Genomic DNA, 15077 nt, shown 5'->3' with positions numbered 1-15077 from the left:
TTCCTAGCGATCTTGCTAGGGGGAGTAGGTGTCGGTCGAGGACGTCGCGCGCGACGTGAACACCGCGATCAGCAAGCTCCCGGCTGCCGCCCTTGAACAAGCTGGTCAAGCCCTCCAAGAGGCGCACGCTGCCCTGTTGCAGGCCGTGCAGGGCACCGGTGACCAGGAGGCCAGCCATGCGGTCGGACTTCTCGCAGGCGCCGTCGCCGACTTGGGACGCATCAATCAGACGCTGACAACTGCCGCCCAAGGACTCACCGGCTATCTGTCGAAGGTCGGCAAAGTAGAACCGCCGCCTTCTAGCGGCAGCCGGCCGGAGCCATCCGCGGCGAAGGATCAACCGGCTGTCCCTCGCAAGCTTGATCCCGAAAAGCTGGAGGAGCTTCGCTCGAAGTTGCCCCCGTCGGTTCCGAAGCCGAACCCCGAGAACAAGAAAACCCACGGCCAGTGGGTAGATGCGCAAGGTAACGTGCACACCACGGTAAGTGGTGAGGATCAAGCGTCAGCGGCGGCGTGGGAGCGGCTTCAGCAAGCCGGGGTGCCCGCCAACCGGAAGCCGGTCATCACGACGCACGTCGAGGCCAAGGTTGCCGCCGGGATGATCCAGAGCGGCCAGCGGCACACTGAACTGGTGTTGAATAACCGGCCCTGCGTCGGTCCGTTGGGATGCGACTCGCTGCTGCCCGTCCTGCTCCCGAAGGGGTACAGCGTCACCGTGTACGGTCCGGATGGCTATGAGGAGACGTTCGAGGGAGGCGAAGAGTGGTAGCGCTCGACATCTGGTATGACCAGACGCCGAAGGACGACGAGGGCAATGTCGTGATCCGCGTGAACACCGCCGCCGAGCTGGACGAGCTGATCGACCGCATCATCGCGGAGACGGCCGACAACGTGGCTCCGCCGATGATCCAGGTGGCCCTCTCCGGTGTGAAGCGCTCGCCTGCCCTTGAGGTTGGCCTCGGCAAGGAGAAAGGCTTCATCGGGTACACCTCCCGCACCGAAGGTGGCTGGACCGTCGGCGACGGCGACCCGGACGCCTTGGTTGACTACATCTACATGGGTAACCACAGCGAAGTGCCGGCCAGCGCTGAAGTCCCGATATCTACCGTGCGCCGCGGGTTACATGAGTTTCTGGTAGCTGGGACGCGGCCGAGTGTCGTGGAGAGTGACGCATTGTCATGACGGTAGATTTGTTTGCTGAACTTTCTGCTGAGCAAGAGTCCTTACTTCGGGTGATCGTCAAACCGGCAGAAGAGTACGGCGTGTGGCCTACCTGGCAGTACGTCGACACTGTTTTCAGCAGGACGGGCGGTGACGCGCTTGAGGTTCTTAAATCGCTCCCTAAGGTCCGAAGTGTTTACGGTCGAAGCGTGTACGGATTAGTGGGAGTCAATAATAGGATTCTCGCCGAAATAGATTTTGATAAGATCGACAAGCCTGCAGACGATGATGACGTCTGCCTGGCGATCTCAGCTGCATTGCACTTGCCCGAGTTGGTGCCAGTTGCCAATGAATTTCTAGGTGTTCTGCGCGTGCTAGTAGACCGGATGCTCAATTCCGAGGTTGATCCACTGAAAGTCTCGCAGGTGACCATCACCTCAGGAGATCTCCAGGCGCGACTGCACTTTTTGGATCCCAATGACTTGATGCTGATGGAAGGTTGGCTTTTTATTGAGCCAGTTCCAGTGGTTGACTTGGAGTCCGACGGGGACGATTATGCTTTGCATCGTGATGAGCTGAAGTTATTTCGAGGAGTTGAAGATATCGCCGATTATGTACGTAGAGTCATATCGTGGGTGGCTGCGTGCGGCGATGAGGAGAAGCCTGCTGTTATCCAGTCGAACCTTGCTTCTATAGACGTGTCGCGGCCGAGCTATGTTGATCAAACGCTGATTGAGAAGCTGGAGTCCGCACAAGCGGCTACAAAGTGGAACTTGAAGAAGTTCCTTCAGTTGCTTCGCGAGCTGAACGAGAACTATGCACTGGGGCATGCCTACGCGTCGCACACGTTGCTGCGAGCGATTATCGATCACGTGCCACCCATCTTTGGGAAGGGCAACTTTAAATCCGTGGTCGAGCAGTACGGTTGGAGTGCAACCGACAAGAAGTACATGAAACGCCTAGAAGACTTTCGAGGTCAGGGTGACGACGCTCTGCACCGCATGATTCGAGAGCGCGAGGATATTCTGGACTTCGAGGATATGCCGCCGCGGGTGCTGATCAACCGGCTGATTGATGAAGTGGTTGCTCTATTGAATGCGGGTACGCCGTGACTGTCCTTGATCTCCTCTACTTCAGTGGTCAACAGCAAGCGCCGACTGTGCCAACACCAAGTCAACCTTCGGTGGTGCTACAGAACTTGTCTTCGATCGGTACGTTCATCGCAGCTGTCGCAAACGTTGGCCTCGTTGTTTTCGCGTTAGTTCAGTTGTGGCTGCTGCGTCGACAGGTCAACCTTGCGCAAGACCAAACTAAGGCCGCGACGGAAGCAGTAGAAGCTGCCCGCGATTCTGTTGACGCAAGTCGTTCAGCGGTGGTCGAGTCGGCTCGGATTCGGGTCGATGAGCGGGCGCCGAGAGTGGTGGCACTAATGGAAGCACCGCGGTGGCCAGCTCTGATCGATGAGACGCGCAGTATGATGCCAGGCGGCGGTGAACTCCGCCTGTGGCACCATAGATCGCTGGCACAAAGCGCGGAAGCCTCTCCTGCTGAGCCATTCGTATTCCCGCGTGATGAGAATTGGTTCATGTGGTTTCGCATTAATGGGGTGCTGGTAAACGAGGGTGCAGGAACGGCGCGTGTGCGTCTCGACGGCGAGGCTCATTTCATTGAGGGCAGCTCTCCGCTAATTCCGCGAGAATCGAATATCCCGGTTCCGCCGCCCGTTGGAACGCTGGACCGCCAGGAGTATCTCCTGCGGTCGGGTGAAAGTGCGCTGTTTGAGTGGGCATATGGTCACCCTCTTAAGGAGTGGGCAGACGCCTATGAGAATCCGAATCCACCCAATCCGTTCAGTGCAGCATTTCTGGTTGTTACTGTCTTCGACTACTTTGAACATGGCGTGATGGATCATATCTACATCGAGACTGGGTGCCGTCCGATTGTTCCGGTACCTAACGCGCACGGTCAATGGACCGTGCCGCAAGACTCCGCAGAAGTCGCACAAGGTCTCACCGTTTATCCGACTCGTCGGACGTACCGGTCAGAACCTCGTGGAGATATGAAACCGCCTCCCTGGGAGGAGGTGTACCGTGAATGGAACAAGAAGCACTATCCTAGCTGATAAATGAAGAACACCCCGTGTGCGACGGCGGACACGGTGGTGTTCTTCGCCGTCAGGCGGGGTGTGATGACGGTCGCGAACTGGGAGGGATGACGGAGTCAACGACTTCGATCTCTCCCTGGTGCGGCTTCACGATGCGCTGGAAGTATCCCGGTTCGGTGATCTTCTGGCCATCAACCATGATGTACAGACGGACACGGAGCGGTCCCTCGAACGGGTCAAATCCAGATTGGCGAATCCAACCCTCGATGCACCAGTCCGGATCGTCGAAGCAGGCGAATGGGGCTTGGTCCGGCGTTTCATCCTGCGGCTGGTAGATTTGTTCTACCGACGTGACGATGATTTCGAGGTCGGCGACCTCGTCCAACTGCATCCTGACGCTCAATGGCTTCGGGTTGCGGTAGGTGCTTTCGAAGAGAGCGGCCTGCACATCCGCAAGGGAAAATTAAGGGCTGAACGTATAAACCTTCTGGCCAGGCTTGAAATGTGCACGGACCAACATTCCTGTGTAGCTATCACCATCGCGTGAGTGAGTCATGGCGCGAGCCTCCTAGTTTACCAACATGACGCGCCGCCGACGACTATTTTAATCAGCAGGGCGTCATGTTGGTGCCGACTCAAGCGCCAGGTCCGACAATACCATTGATATACGTTTTCAACTATTTGTCAAGGAAATCTAACTTCCACATGAGGTCGTGGCGGTGTAAGTCCGCAAAGCGTCCTTCGTGAAGTACGCCTCAGCGAAGATGCACCCGGGCTGCGAGGTGAGCATCCGGCTGAGCCCGTATGGGATGGGAGTAGCGTTCGGCGGCTTTCCTGCCTCGGGCTCAGTTGCGTCGACCACTGTATGTGTCGACGGGCGGTGAACGACCACGTGCAATGTCCAGCCGTCCGGCACCTTGTAAGTGGCCTCCAGGTCGTCGTTCCAGACGACGCGTGCCCAAATTGTTGAACATGAGGGCGAGCGGCGGAGGTGAAGAACGCCTACCTGCTTCCCCTCCGGCCCGATGACCGGCGGCGTGCTCGTGCCCTCGACCGCTTCACTCGGCGGCGGATCGGCGCATCGGATACCAAGACTTCCGTCGGGTTCGGAGCCGCGCGGGTCGTGGCCGTCGTATTTCGCCATCAAGACCGGATCAGGCGCGGGGGCCGTGGAGCCGGTCGGCGGCATCGTGGTCGGCTTCTCGTCAGTGTTCTTCACGATGGCGTAGACCACCGCCCACAACAACACGACCGTTGCGGCGATGCCGCCGCCAATCAACCACAAGCGCCGGCTGCGTCGTGGAACATGCGGTTCTACTGGCCTCGGCGGTGCCGTGACAGTGATGTCATAAGAGGTGTCACCACTGTCCTCTTGAAGCTTCGCCATCACGATGTCCGCTGGTGAGGGCGGTGTTGGCGCGGGTTGGTTGTGGGGGAGCGCCCGAATCGCCGCCGCAAGAAGTTTCGCTCCCTCTTCCATGTAGCGCCGCACCTGACGTGGGCTCTTAGGGACGTACGCGGTCTCCTTCTCCTTCGACGCCGTCATGCGCCGTACCCGATCTTCGCTGCCCTCCCCGGCTGGGAAGTCGATCGCCAGCCCAGCGCGGAACGCCTTCATGATGAGCGGGTTCAAGGGCGGGCCCGGTAGCTCTTTGACGAGCCGCGTGAGCTCTTCTAGCGCCTCTTCCGGGGTAGCCGCGCCCAGCGCCGCCAGTAACAGAGGGTGCGCGGTGAGAGTTGAGAGTGACAGTCCTTCTTTGGACGCGATGATCGACTTGATCGCGTCGGCTAGCTCGTCGCGCGTTGCTTCCTTACCGGCGTCACCTGTGCCGACAGTGTGCATGAACCAGTATGTCATGACGGCGACATGACACAGCCGTCGTTGTCATGACCTCCTTGATCAGCGACAGTGACACCGCTTTTCGAGTGATTCACCGTGGTGCTTGTTAGTCCAACTGCACTACGGAAGGAACACCGTGAGTAACGAGCTCAGCATTTTCGGCGGCTACTCCGGCTCACAGGAGCCCTCTCGGCCGATGTGGCCGGGGGAGCGGCGGGAACACCGCGCGCTGGAACGCCGGACCAACATGGCCATCTCGGAAGCCGTGGCGAACGCCAACATCAAGGTCCTTGAGGGCGAGCTGCGCAAGCGGTTCACCGAGAAGACCATGTACGACGTCGCCGACGTCATGGGGCTGTACCAGCAGCTCTCCGGGAACGACGCGACCATCGCGACGGCGTTGGCCCCGATCGTCCAGGAGTACGTCCGTGGCTCCGCCCGCGAGGTGCGGAACTTCGGCGGCCTGCTTGGAGGGCTGTAGAAGATGACCGTCTTCGTCGTCTTGGCGCTCCTGCTGCTCCTGGCTGTGGCACTGGCTGGAGGGTGGCGCTACCTGATGAAGCCGCCCGCGCGGCCGACGCGGCGGTCCATCCAGGTGTCGCCGCTGCTGATGGGCACGCCGACCAACAAGTACGCCGTGATGAACAAGATGCGGGCGGTCGCCGAGGAGCACCGCTCCAGGGAGGTGGTGATCTTCCCGGAGGATCGCGATGAAGAAGGCGCGTAGTTCGCTTGTGCTGCTGCTCCTGGCGGCCGTGACCGTCAAGGTGCTGTGGGACGTGGTGGAGCCGATGATCCCCTACCTCATCGCAGCGCTTGCCGTTGTGCTGATTATCGGCTTCATCTACCACCGAATCACGCGCTGGTAAGTCGGAAACTACAACGCTGGGACCCATGCTGACGTGCGAAAATGAGTCAGCATGGGTCCCACGATTTTGTACACCACCTCTGTTCTGGCGGCGCTCGTTCCGGGCGCATTGTTCGTGGGACGTATGCACATGAAGAAGAACATCCAGCCGCACCGCTCGTACGTACTGACCTTCCCGACCGACCTCTCGGGCGATCAGCTCGTGACGTGGCTGACCTCGGTCACGGGCACGCTGCGCACAGGCCCCGGCCGCCTGCTCGGCGTGCCGACGATCGTGTTCGAGGTCTGGGCCGACGAGCTCGGCATCCGCCACCGCTTGAAGGTGCCCGCTGGGTACGCGGAGTACATCGTGCCGCAGCTCCGCTCCTTGATCCCAGGCATCACGGCGACGCCGGAGGGCTCGAAGAACGGGACGCCGGCCGCGGAGGCGACCTACGACTTCACCAGCGCGCTCGAGATCGGCCAGACCAACCCGCTCCGCGGCTTGCAGGTGAACGACAGCGTGGCGCTCTCGGCGAGCATCTTGACCAACCTCCAGGGCCTGAAGTCGGGGGAGAAGCTACTCATCCAGTGGGTCACCAGCCCGGCACTCCAGGAACGCCCTCCCCGAGGTGGACACGTTCAGGCTGGTCAGAGCGGACTTCTGGCTCAGGTGCTCTCCGGTAGCGGCGAGGCCGATAAGGCGGAGCTTGCCGACCGCCAGGCGCGGGCCAACCAACCGAGCTTCCTCGGCGTCCTCCGGGTGGCCGCGAAGGCCAGCACGAAGAAGCGGGCGGACCAGCTGCTCTTCAAGGTGAAGGCCAGCGTGGCGAGCGTGCGCAGCCCGTACAACAGCTTCAAGAAGCGGCTCGTCACGACGAAGACCGTAATCGGGCGCATCAAGGAAGCGAGCGCCCCCTTCGTGTTCCCCGCGCAGCTGTCGGCGAACGAGTTGAGCGGCCTGATCTCGTGGCCGCTGGGTTCGCCGCATATCGCCGGACTTCCACAGAGCCGGACCCGTCACCTTGCGCCGACCGGCGCAGTGCCAAAGGCCGGACGGGTGATCGCCCGGTCCAACTTCCCTGGCGCGGAACGGTTGCTCGCGCTGTCCCCGGTGGAGTCAGCCCAACACCTACAGGTGGTCGGCCCAACTGGTTCAGGTAAGACGGCGCTGCTCAGCAACTTGATCGCGCAGGACATGGCGGCCGGCCACGGGGTCCTGCTGATCGAATCGAAGGGCGACCTCTTCAACACGGCGCTCCAGCTCGTGCCAGAACATCGCGTTCAAGACGTCGTGCTCGTTGACGTGGCCGACGTCGATCACCCCGTCGGCTTCAACATCCTGCAGGGCAGCCCGTACGTCGTGGCGGCCGACATCCAGCGGCTCTTCGACCACCTTTATCCGCAGGATGCACGCGGTGTGCGGGTTCGCCAGGGCTTCTACCACTTGATTCTCACCCTGATGATGAGCCGGAACATCGCGGGCGCGACGTTCGCGGACATCGCCCCCTTGAGCGTGCCGAGGGTCGACCAGGTGGACTTCTCGGACGAGATCGTTAGGGGCGTGTCGCACGTCGAGGAACTGGCGACGTGGTGGCAGGAGATTACGAACCTTCCCCGTGCGCAGCGTGACCTGTACTTCAAGCCAATCACCGACCGGATCTGGCAGCTGACGTCACGGCGTTCTATCCGCAACATCATCGGGCAGAGCACCAGCACGATCAACCTGCGCGACGTCATCGCGAAGAAGAAGATTCTGCTGGTCAACCTCGGACGCGCCACTGAAGGCAAGGACACGGCCGGCTTGCTCGGTAGCTTGATCCTGAACTCCATCTGGAGTGCGGTGCAGGCTGGAGCGGCTGATCCTCGCGATCCAACCATGCTGTATTTGGACGAATTCCAGGACTTCTTGAATCTGCCAATCTCCCCGGCCGACATGTTCGCCCAGGCCCGCAGCATGGGGCTGGCCGTCACCGTGGCGCACCAGTTCTTGAACCAGCTCAGCCGTGAGTTGCAAGAGGCAACCCAAAACAACGCCCGGTCAACCGTGGTGTTTCAGACGTCGGCCGACGAAGCCCGCCACTTCGCCCGGCAGTTCGGCCGCAGCGTCACCGAGGACGACTTCATGCACCTGCGCCGTTTTGAAGTTTTGATGCGGCTCGCCACGGCAGAAGGTGTCAGCGTGCCGGTTACTGGCGTCACGATGCCGCCCCGAGAACCGACCGGTTTCGGTGCGACGGCCCGTGAAGAGTCCCGCCAAAAGTACGGCCGTCCCGTGAGGGACGTTGAACGCGACATCGCCACCAGGCGCGGCGTGAAACAAGAACCGAAGAAGAAGCCGAAGCTTGGCGGTAAGGAGTGGAGGAACTAACCATGCGGAGCGATCAGGAGCTGCTGTCCGAACTTGCCTATTTGCGGCGAAGTTGCAACTACTTGCTTGCTGCTTTGGATGACGTGGAGAAGGCAGCGTCAGCCCTAGGCGAACTGGACAGCTTCAAAGAAGGCATGGTGTCGGCGGAAACGACCCGATCGGCGGGATCGATCAAAACCCACGTCGATCTCGCCACTCGCTACGCCGAGGACTGGAAACACGCCCTCGGCGACCTGCTGACCTAGGCGAACCCTACCGGCCTATCCCTGGCAAGCCCTAGGCGTAACCCTACCCCTTTAGACCCCTGACCAGGGAGAACGTAGGAGCCTTTAACGACGTGACTAAGTAAGGAGGATTGAGCATATGGAACTATCAGCCCGCGACCTGGAGGTCTTGAAGCTGGTCGGCATGTTCGGCCAACTTGCTTCAACGCACCTGGTCGAGCTGGTGTTCGCGGATCGGTCGCATAGTGTGCCCGATACTGTCCTTGGCCGCTTGGTGCGAAAGAAATTCCTTTCACGCGTCGGCCGTCGGGCCAGTAGCGATAAAGGCGGCGCAGGTGCGTACGTCTACCAGCTCGGCCGATTTGGCCGTTCCCTGCTGGGCGTGGAGGGTCGGGCCTCACCTGTAGTGAACAACCACGCTCTCATGATCGCCGACACCTATGCGGCGCTGCGGCGTGCTGAAAAGGCGCAGCTTCTCGTGCTGCGCGAGTGGGCGGTAGAGCTGCCGCTTCCACCGGTCCGAGCCGACCTGTTTGTGGCCGTCGACTATCCGGCGCAGCGGCGAAGCAGTAGCTACTACCTTGAAATCGACCTCGGCACGGAGCGGCCGGTTCGGCTCATGGAAAAGCTCGACGGCTACCGCCGGGTCTACGAGGCCAGCACGGCCGAGTACTTCCCGTACGTGGCGTTCGTCGTCCAGCAAGCGGCCAGAAAGAGCGAGATCGAGCGCATCATCCGGCGGCACCCGGGCTCGGAGCTGTTCCGCGTCTTCCTGCTCACCGAACTGCTCGATGAACTGGCCGTTCTATGACACCGCCGGCACCGGGCCCGCGGCCGAACACCTAAGTTGTTCGCTCTTACCGGTCTTTGTCGTGCCGCTGACGAACGGTGGCATATCGGACCAGGCTGCACCCGAAGAAGCCGACGGCCAAGGCCAGGCCGGCGCCGACGATAGTTCCTGCCGAAGAACAGCGGTCACCTGTGCAGAAGAACGGGTTGACCAGCGGCGGCACGAGGTACACCAAAGAAGGGCTGGCAACTGCGATAGCTGCGCCGATGATGAGGCTTATCCGTTGTGTCGTGAAGCGTGGCATATAAACTGATTATCTCAGTTAGAGGCCGTTAGTTCAAGAAGTCCACCGGTTGTCACTAACGTTGCGGTGTATGCTGGATGTAGACACTAATTCAAGGAGATCGATGTGGAACCGTTGCCACCAGTGGACATGACGCATCCTATCGTGCGTCACGTGTGGCCATTAGCCAAAGCGCCTTACGATGCGCGTCTTCAGGCTGCGTTGGTGGCGTTCAATGAGGCGCATGATGACAGTCTTTCTTTTCCGCTCAGTCCTACCGACGCCCGACGTGTCGCCGTGTGGCTCCGTAAAGAGGAGATGAGCACGCCGACAAACGCAAACGGCCATACGTATGACCTCTTAAATGGTCGCCGAGATGTATTATTCCCGTTCGTGCATTCGGAGTTGAGCAGCAAGATTACTTGGCTCCAACAGGCACCCTGCATCACCTGCGTAGCGGACGATAAAGCCGAGCCGGGGCGGATGAGCTTCCCGATTCAAGCTGCGCCATTCTCGGCGCAGTCTGTGACACCCGAGCGGCTGAAACGAATCAAGGCGGCGATTACGGCCGACCTTGCTGGCCGAACGTACTCCGGCTTTAAAGAGCCAGCCTTTTCGCGCGGGCGGTTTTGCGTCAACGTCGTGTCGATTGTTCCGGCGAAGGTGCATATCAAGGACGTCGACAACATGATTAAGGGCCTGCTCGACGCGATGAGCGGCGTCGTGTATCGCGACGACAAGCAGATACAGCACGTTTCGAGCCACAGAGTCGAACACGATGGACCGAAGGCGTTCTACTTGGTTAGCGTGCTCCCAGTATTGGACATCAGCAGTGATGTGATTGACCATGAACTACGGATCAGCTTCGCAGGAGCACCGCCGATCGACATCGACTAACCTACCGGTCGGCTGACCTCAAGTTGGGCCGCCGGATCTGGCGTTATGAAGGCTCGCGACATCGACACTGCGCCTTTGGTCATGTTGTTCATTGGAACGGCTTCTGAGGCCGGTTTCAAGTCGCTGGATGCGTCGTTCGTGGTCCTGAATATTGGTATATGACTTCGGATAGTCGCGGCTACATGTAAATATTACCTTATTTCCTCCGTTCCTTGTAATGTCAGGAGCTTCCTGAGGTATAACGACAATTGAAGTCATCCTGTGGTCGTCTGCGAACCTGAGATGCAAGTCCTTCATGTAAATTGCGCCAGTTTCGCATGCAAAGTAGTCGCCTGCAAATTCGTTTTGTCCAATCGAGATCGCAGGTACCCCTTTGGTCAGGTTTCCTCGGCTGTCCAAGTGAACGATGTCCATGGCAGCCTGAAATAAGTGGAAAGCATGCTTCAGTACGACTCTGGCGTCTCGTGGTTTAAGGACACTTATGATTTCGGCGTATCGGTCGAAATTTGCTCTGGTCAGGCTTGCAGGGGCAGTGAGCCACGCTCGGACCTCGTTGAAGCGAGTTGACAAAGCGACATCCGCTTCCTTTACTCGACAGAAAATGCAAGCAGTGGTGCCGCTCTGCAAGAAGTGCTGGTATGCATCATTATTTCGGAACCACTCATGCTGAGGCTCGTTTAGTGCGCCTTGGATCACGGCGTAGGTCGGGTTCGTGCCAGAAGGAAAAAAATGAGTCTGACACACCGCCTCTCCGCATTTTCGGCAGGTTGCGCGCGCTTCCCATCCGCAGAAACATATAGCTGCTCGTCGTTCTGACTGATCGATCAGTAGGGAGCCTCCGTTTATTGATCCGATGAAGTTCCCATGTTTCACCTGACCATAGTTCGATACATGCACATTGCCGTCGGCGCTGCTTGTCTCAGACGATGAAAGCCTCTGAATGATACTTTCGATCTGGGCGGCGAAAGTCTCATCTGCATCTGCTGCTTCTTCGATAGCTAACGTTAGACGCTGTTGGGTTCGCATTGACACATCGCCTTGGGCGGCTTGTTGCTCGAGTCTTTGAAGCGCGGGATCACCTTGGAGCTTCGTCTTCACCAACTCGTGAAGACGTTCAAGTGACTCGTCGATGGCGTCGTCAACGATCTCGTCAACGATGACCCCGGCTCGCCGAGCTTTGCGAGCCGCCCATGCGATCAGGAAGCCTGCGATAAGTTCGATTCCTGAAACCACGCCTGTGCCCTCCCTGGAGATGTCCTGGTAGGTAGTCGCCTGAGTTTGAACAGTCGTTGCTCTGGTCGAGTAGATGTTATCTGACTGTGACCCGGTGAGTGTGCTTAATCTAACGTCGCACAATCTATGTTTTACGACCTTAGATTCGGTTTACAGGGGTCGAAGACTTCTAGTCCACGGTCTTCGCGTCCTGTCTAGTTGACGATGCGTCCAGTACGCTGGGCTGATGTCTTTACGCGTTCAGCCGATAATGGCCTGGTAGGCGCGTTCTAGCGTCAATGCTTCGACACGTAATGTGGATATTGCAACCCATTGACAGCCGCTAGGTTTGATGTCTCGGCGTGCGTCGGCCGGCATACATGACGCCGCGCTGTCTTGGCAGGTCGGACGCAGTGTCACGGGTGTCATGTCATGACGTTCATGCCCTGAGTGCGAAGACGTCACCACTTTCCTGCTGTGTCTGATGGCGATCGAGTTCTATGGTGTCTTGCTCGTTGTATTTCGCACCATATGCGCGAAGGCGAAACCATGTCATAAATAACAAGGCTCTTCGGCCATTTTCGCTAGTTCTCGACGTGGAAAGGATGTGAGGCGCGTAATGCGTCCGGAAAAGCGAGGGGTATGGATACTCGCTGTGCTTGGGTTACTGGCGTCAATGATGACGGCACTCCCGAGTGTGGCGAGCGCTGCAGAATCGGTTCCTCCGCTTCAGTGGCCTCCGGTTGCGACCAATGGTTCTGGCTACGATCTCGCCGTCAGTACCAATGGAAACGTCACAGTTCCTTGCAGCTACACCAATGCGCAGGATCTTGTGACGTACAACAGCGCCGGGCAGCTGGTGCAAACTATCTCCCGCAATCAAGTGGTGGACGGTATCACCAACTGTATTTCACGCCCAGTTGTCGACAAGAACGGCGTGGTCTACGGAGTACCTGTTGGCACGAACTACCAAGGCGTCACCATGTGGGGGCCTAACCTGCTTGCTTACAGTGGTAATACACTGAAGTGGAAATACCCTGTAGCGAGTGGTTGCGGACTCTACCCCGCTGTTGGTGCCAACGGCATCGTGTACATTACGACTGTCGTAAATGGGGTTCAGCACATCATCGGGCTCACTCCTGATGTGGCAACTGGGCAGACGCAGCCGACCAAGGTGGTCGATATCGCACTGTCTGAAACGAAGTGTGTCTATGGGCTCCATCCGTATAAGGATGGTCTCATGGTCGAGTGGTACAAGGATACTATCGGCAACGAGTATCCTGGAAATCCGAAGTTCTACAGCTACTCGGGGAAGTACCTGGGACAGTCACCTGTTTCGATCGATCCTCGGGACGAAGCTGTCAACGCTGACGGTCAGTACTTCGCAACCCAGTACACGTGGGGAAGTTACAAGAGCGCCAGTGTCGCGATGTACAACTCTCGTACGAGGGCTGTTGCATGGACCACTCCGGCGTCAACCTCGGGTGCCAATGTACAAATATTCCAGTTGCACGCCTTCCAGGGCGGGGTGGTCGGGATCGTCAACGAGCAGCGGATGATCGGAGGATTCCCGGCGACGCCGACTCAGTACGTGTACACGATCGTCACAATCAACTCGGTCGGCCAAAAAGTCCGGTCGGTGACGCTTCCGTATGCCGACCCACAAGGCCGCACCTACGGCGCAACCAGCTTCTCGGTCGATGCGTCCGGTAATGTTTCGGTTGTGCGAGGAGGTCAGGCGACAACAGCAGGGGGTTCGACCGTTAGTACGGTGGAGCTTTCAATCTACAATGCCGTGAGCGGGGCGTGGAGCAACCAAACCTCGCTTGTAGGTGATCTGGGTGGAACGCAGCCCAACTCGTACTACTTCGGAGGTGGAGCAGTCACGGCGAACAACACTCTTTTCTTCACGGCAACGTGCAGTGGAGGGTGTGCTTACCAGAAGAAGTTGTACGCTGCAAAGGTCGCCGGGCTTGGTGTCGATTACCCGAGAGGAGAAATTCTCACGACAACCACGCCTGCACAGCCCGTTCCCGTGCCATACGTGGCCTTGGGTGACTCGTATTCTTCCGGTGAAGGAGTAGAGCCATTCGAGCCGAGTTCCAACGCCGGTAATAACATGTGTCATCGGAGCAACTTCGCTTATTCGCAGCTCACGTCGAGCAACCCGAAGCGGGCTTCGAGTCTCGCTCTTGGGAAGTTCGTGGCGTGCTCGGGTGCTGAAACAGGGCAGGTTCTCGCGGACGACTCGACGAACGGAGAGCAAGCACAGTACAAATGGCTCAATGCAAGCACGAAGGTCGTGACCATCACCATCGGCGGAAACGACATTGGATTCGTCCCGTTTGGCCAGGCGTGCGTGCTGGATGCGTGCAACTTCACCAGCCCGGCCTATGCCACTGCCGTGAACAACATCAACAACCTGCTGCCGTCGGAGCTGGAGACAACGTACAAGAAGCTTCTGGACACGGCCACAGGAGCGAAGGTTTATGTTCTCGGCTACCCGCAGGTGGCGCCGGTGAAGGTGGCCTCTGACCCGATGGATATCAGGTGCAAGTACCTGTACGACAGCGGGTACGACTCCACCGGGACGATCCCGAAGTACTGGGAGGATGCTCAAGCGGCGCGCGATGTCGTGACGAAACTCGATGCGAAGATCGCATCGGTGGTCAGCAAAGTACGCGGGTTGAAGACGGATTACCAGCGGCTGCAATACGTCGACGTGAACGCGAGCGGATCGCCGTTCGCCGGTCACACGGTGTGTGCGGATCCTGGTGAGTCGTACTTCAACAACCTCGACCAATGGGTCGGGCATCCCGCGTATGCGCTCCACCCGAACGCGCGTGGTCAGCAAGCGTACGCCGACATTCTCGCGGCCGTGCCGGTCCCGTAAGGAGGGCTGAAGAAACACTCGGTCCCGGAACGCATATTCAATCAGCGTTCCGGGAATTCTTAGTTTTGTCTTTAATTAGTTAGTTGCTACAATCGTAGTAAATGTATAGCAAAAGTAAACCTATCCGAACTCTGAGTTCACCAGTATCAAAGGTGTGGAGATGGTTGACGCAACGATGGGTCGGAGTTTGCATCACCCTGGTTCTTTTGGTGACACTGAACCTCTTCACCGGAATTATTTCTTACGGGTTTACGTGGGCTCGTTGCCTTCGCCAGCCCATTACGGCGTCGACGTTTGCGGCGGATTATCACTATTATGTCCCCGGTCAGCAAGGTTATGGTCCTAGTATGTTCGCTGAATATTACTGCTCGACTGAAGAGGCGGGAAAGAAGTTTCATCCAGCATCATGGTAGGTCGCAGAGCTTAAAGATTTCGCTCAACTGCTGTAGCTGCTG

16 protein-coding genes are annotated in these 15077 nt (G+C 58.6%); 12 read left to right on the top strand and 4 right to left on the bottom strand.

From position 1 onward, the window contains the following. Window positions 1-28: 28 nt before the first annotated feature. Genes DV20_RS05285 through DV20_RS44695 form a run of 4 tightly spaced genes read left to right on the top strand, consistent with a single transcriptional unit; the run spans window position 29 to window position 3283 of the window. On the top strand, window positions 29-769 hold the full coding sequence (locus DV20_RS05285) for a DddA-like double-stranded DNA deaminase toxin (RefSeq protein ID WP_043776830.1): 741 nt from the start codon (window positions 29-31) through the stop codon (window positions 767-769). Next, window positions 763-1182, top strand: a complete 420-nt coding sequence (locus DV20_RS05280) for an Imm1 family immunity protein (protein ID WP_043776828.1) — start codon at window positions 763-765, stop codon at window positions 1180-1182. Before DV20_RS05285 ends, DV20_RS05280 begins: the two co-directional genes overlap by 7 nt. Then, window positions 1179-2273 carry a hypothetical protein gene (locus DV20_RS44700; protein WP_152603630.1) on the top strand — a complete coding sequence of 365 codons (1095 nt, stop codon included), beginning with the start codon at window positions 1179-1181 and terminating at the stop codon, window positions 2271-2273. The genes DV20_RS05280 and DV20_RS44700 overlap by 4 nt, the downstream gene beginning before the upstream one ends. Next, entirely contained in the window at window positions 2270-3283 is a 1014-nt protein-coding gene (locus DV20_RS44695; protein ID WP_152603629.1) for a hypothetical protein, read from the top strand. Before DV20_RS44700 ends, DV20_RS44695 begins: the two co-directional genes overlap by 4 nt. 52 nt (window positions 3284-3335) lie before the next feature. On the opposite strand, the gene DV20_RS05270 is transcribed toward DV20_RS44695, so the two are convergent. Beyond that, entirely contained in the window at window positions 3336-3713 is a 378-nt protein-coding gene (locus DV20_RS05270) for a hypothetical protein (protein ID WP_043776826.1), read from the bottom strand. A gap of 246 nt (window positions 3714-3959) precedes the next feature. Beyond that, the gene (locus tag DV20_RS46080; RefSeq protein WP_051735796.1) at window positions 3960-5123 is read right to left on the bottom strand and encodes a hypothetical protein; all 1164 of its coding nucleotides are present in this window, start codon (window positions 5121-5123) and stop codon (window positions 3960-3962) included. Window positions 5124-5241: 118 nt separating this feature from the next. Between DV20_RS46080 and DV20_RS05260 the strand changes: the two genes are divergently transcribed. The 6 genes from DV20_RS05260 to DV20_RS05240 all read left to right on the top strand — a co-directional run bounded on the left by DV20_RS05260 (window position 5242) and on the right by DV20_RS05240 (window position 9358). Next, the gene (locus tag DV20_RS05260) at window positions 5242-5586 is read left to right on the top strand and encodes a hypothetical protein (protein WP_043776824.1); all 345 of its coding nucleotides are present in this window, start codon (window positions 5242-5244) and stop codon (window positions 5584-5586) included. Between the two features lie 3 nt (window positions 5587-5589). Then, window positions 5590-5832, top strand: a complete 243-nt coding sequence (locus DV20_RS05255; protein WP_043776822.1) for a hypothetical protein — start codon at window positions 5590-5592, stop codon at window positions 5830-5832. Next, a complete protein-coding gene (locus DV20_RS45420; protein WP_160169698.1) occupies window positions 5816-5974 on the top strand; it encodes a hypothetical protein in 159 nt (52 codons plus the stop codon). The genes DV20_RS05255 and DV20_RS45420 overlap by 17 nt, the downstream gene beginning before the upstream one ends. A 51-nt stretch (window positions 5975-6025) precedes the next feature. Then, window positions 6026-8323, top strand: a complete 2298-nt coding sequence (locus tag DV20_RS05250; RefSeq protein WP_043776820.1) for a type IV secretory system conjugative DNA transfer family protein — start codon at window positions 6026-6028, stop codon at window positions 8321-8323. A 2-nt stretch (window positions 8324-8325) separates the two neighbouring features. After that, window positions 8326-8568, top strand: coding sequence for a hypothetical protein (locus DV20_RS05245; protein ID WP_043776819.1), 243 nt, complete (start codon window positions 8326-8328; stop codon window positions 8566-8568). 118 nt (window positions 8569-8686) lie between these two features. Next, window positions 8687-9358: a replication-relaxation family protein gene (locus DV20_RS05240; protein WP_043776817.1), complete on the top strand. Its 672-nt coding sequence runs from the start codon at window positions 8687-8689 to the stop codon at window positions 9356-9358. Between the two features lie 46 nt (window positions 9359-9404). On the opposite strand, the gene DV20_RS44690 is transcribed toward DV20_RS05240, so the two are convergent. Beyond that, window positions 9405-9641, bottom strand: coding sequence for a hypothetical protein (locus DV20_RS44690; protein ID WP_152603628.1), 237 nt, complete (start codon window positions 9639-9641; stop codon window positions 9405-9407). 105 nt (window positions 9642-9746) lie between these two features. On the opposite strand from DV20_RS44690, the gene DV20_RS43655 reads away from it, so the two are divergent. Continuing rightward, window positions 9747-10517, top strand: coding sequence for a RusA family crossover junction endodeoxyribonuclease (locus tag DV20_RS43655; protein ID WP_152603627.1), 771 nt, complete (start codon window positions 9747-9749; stop codon window positions 10515-10517). Window positions 10518-10535: 18 nt separating this feature from the next. On the opposite strand, the gene DV20_RS44685 is transcribed toward DV20_RS43655, so the two are convergent. Then, complete coding sequence (locus DV20_RS44685) at window positions 10536-11750, bottom strand: hypothetical protein (RefSeq protein ID WP_152603626.1); 1215 nt, start codon at window positions 11748-11750, stop codon at window positions 10536-10538. 655 nt (window positions 11751-12405) lie between these two features. On the opposite strand from DV20_RS44685, the gene DV20_RS43650 reads away from it, so the two are divergent. After that, a complete protein-coding gene (locus DV20_RS43650) occupies window positions 12406-14622 on the top strand; it encodes an SGNH/GDSL hydrolase family protein (protein ID WP_160169697.1) in 2217 nt (738 codons plus the stop codon). Window positions 14623-15077 lie beyond the last annotated feature (455 nt).

It is taken from the genome of Amycolatopsis rifamycinica (assembly GCF_000695625.1).
Classification (GTDB): Bacteria; Actinomycetota; Actinomycetes; order Mycobacteriales; family Pseudonocardiaceae; genus Amycolatopsis; species Amycolatopsis rifamycinica.
Note: the sequence above shows the minus strand (reverse complement) of the source record. Positions and strands in the feature narration are given on the sequence as shown.

Coding starts and splice junctions, on each gene's coding strand:
- DV20_RS44700 (WP_152603630.1), top strand. CDS start 1,179: ATGACGGTAGATTTGTTTGCTGAACTTTCTGCTGAGCAAGAGTCCTTA.
- DV20_RS46080 (WP_051735796.1), bottom strand. CDS start 5,123: ATGACATACTGGTTCATGCACACTGTCGGCACAGGTGACGCCGGTAAG.
- DV20_RS05255 (WP_043776822.1), top strand. CDS start 5,590: ATGACCGTCTTCGTCGTCTTGGCGCTCCTGCTGCTCCTGGCTGTGGCA.
- DV20_RS45420 (WP_160169698.1), top strand. CDS start 5,816: ATGAAGAAGGCGCGTAGTTCGCTTGTGCTGCTGCTCCTGGCGGCCGTG.
- DV20_RS05250 (WP_043776820.1), top strand. CDS start 6,026: ATGGGTCCCACGATTTTGTACACCACCTCTGTTCTGGCGGCGCTCGTT.
- DV20_RS05245 (WP_043776819.1), top strand. CDS start 8,326: ATGCGGAGCGATCAGGAGCTGCTGTCCGAACTTGCCTATTTGCGGCGA.
- DV20_RS05240 (WP_043776817.1), top strand. CDS start 8,687: ATGGAACTATCAGCCCGCGACCTGGAGGTCTTGAAGCTGGTCGGCATG.
- DV20_RS44690 (WP_152603628.1), bottom strand. CDS start 9,641: ATGCCACGCTTCACGACACAACGGATAAGCCTCATCATCGGCGCAGCT.
- DV20_RS43650 (WP_160169697.1), top strand. CDS start 12,406: ATGATGACGGCACTCCCGAGTGTGGCGAGCGCTGCAGAATCGGTTCCT.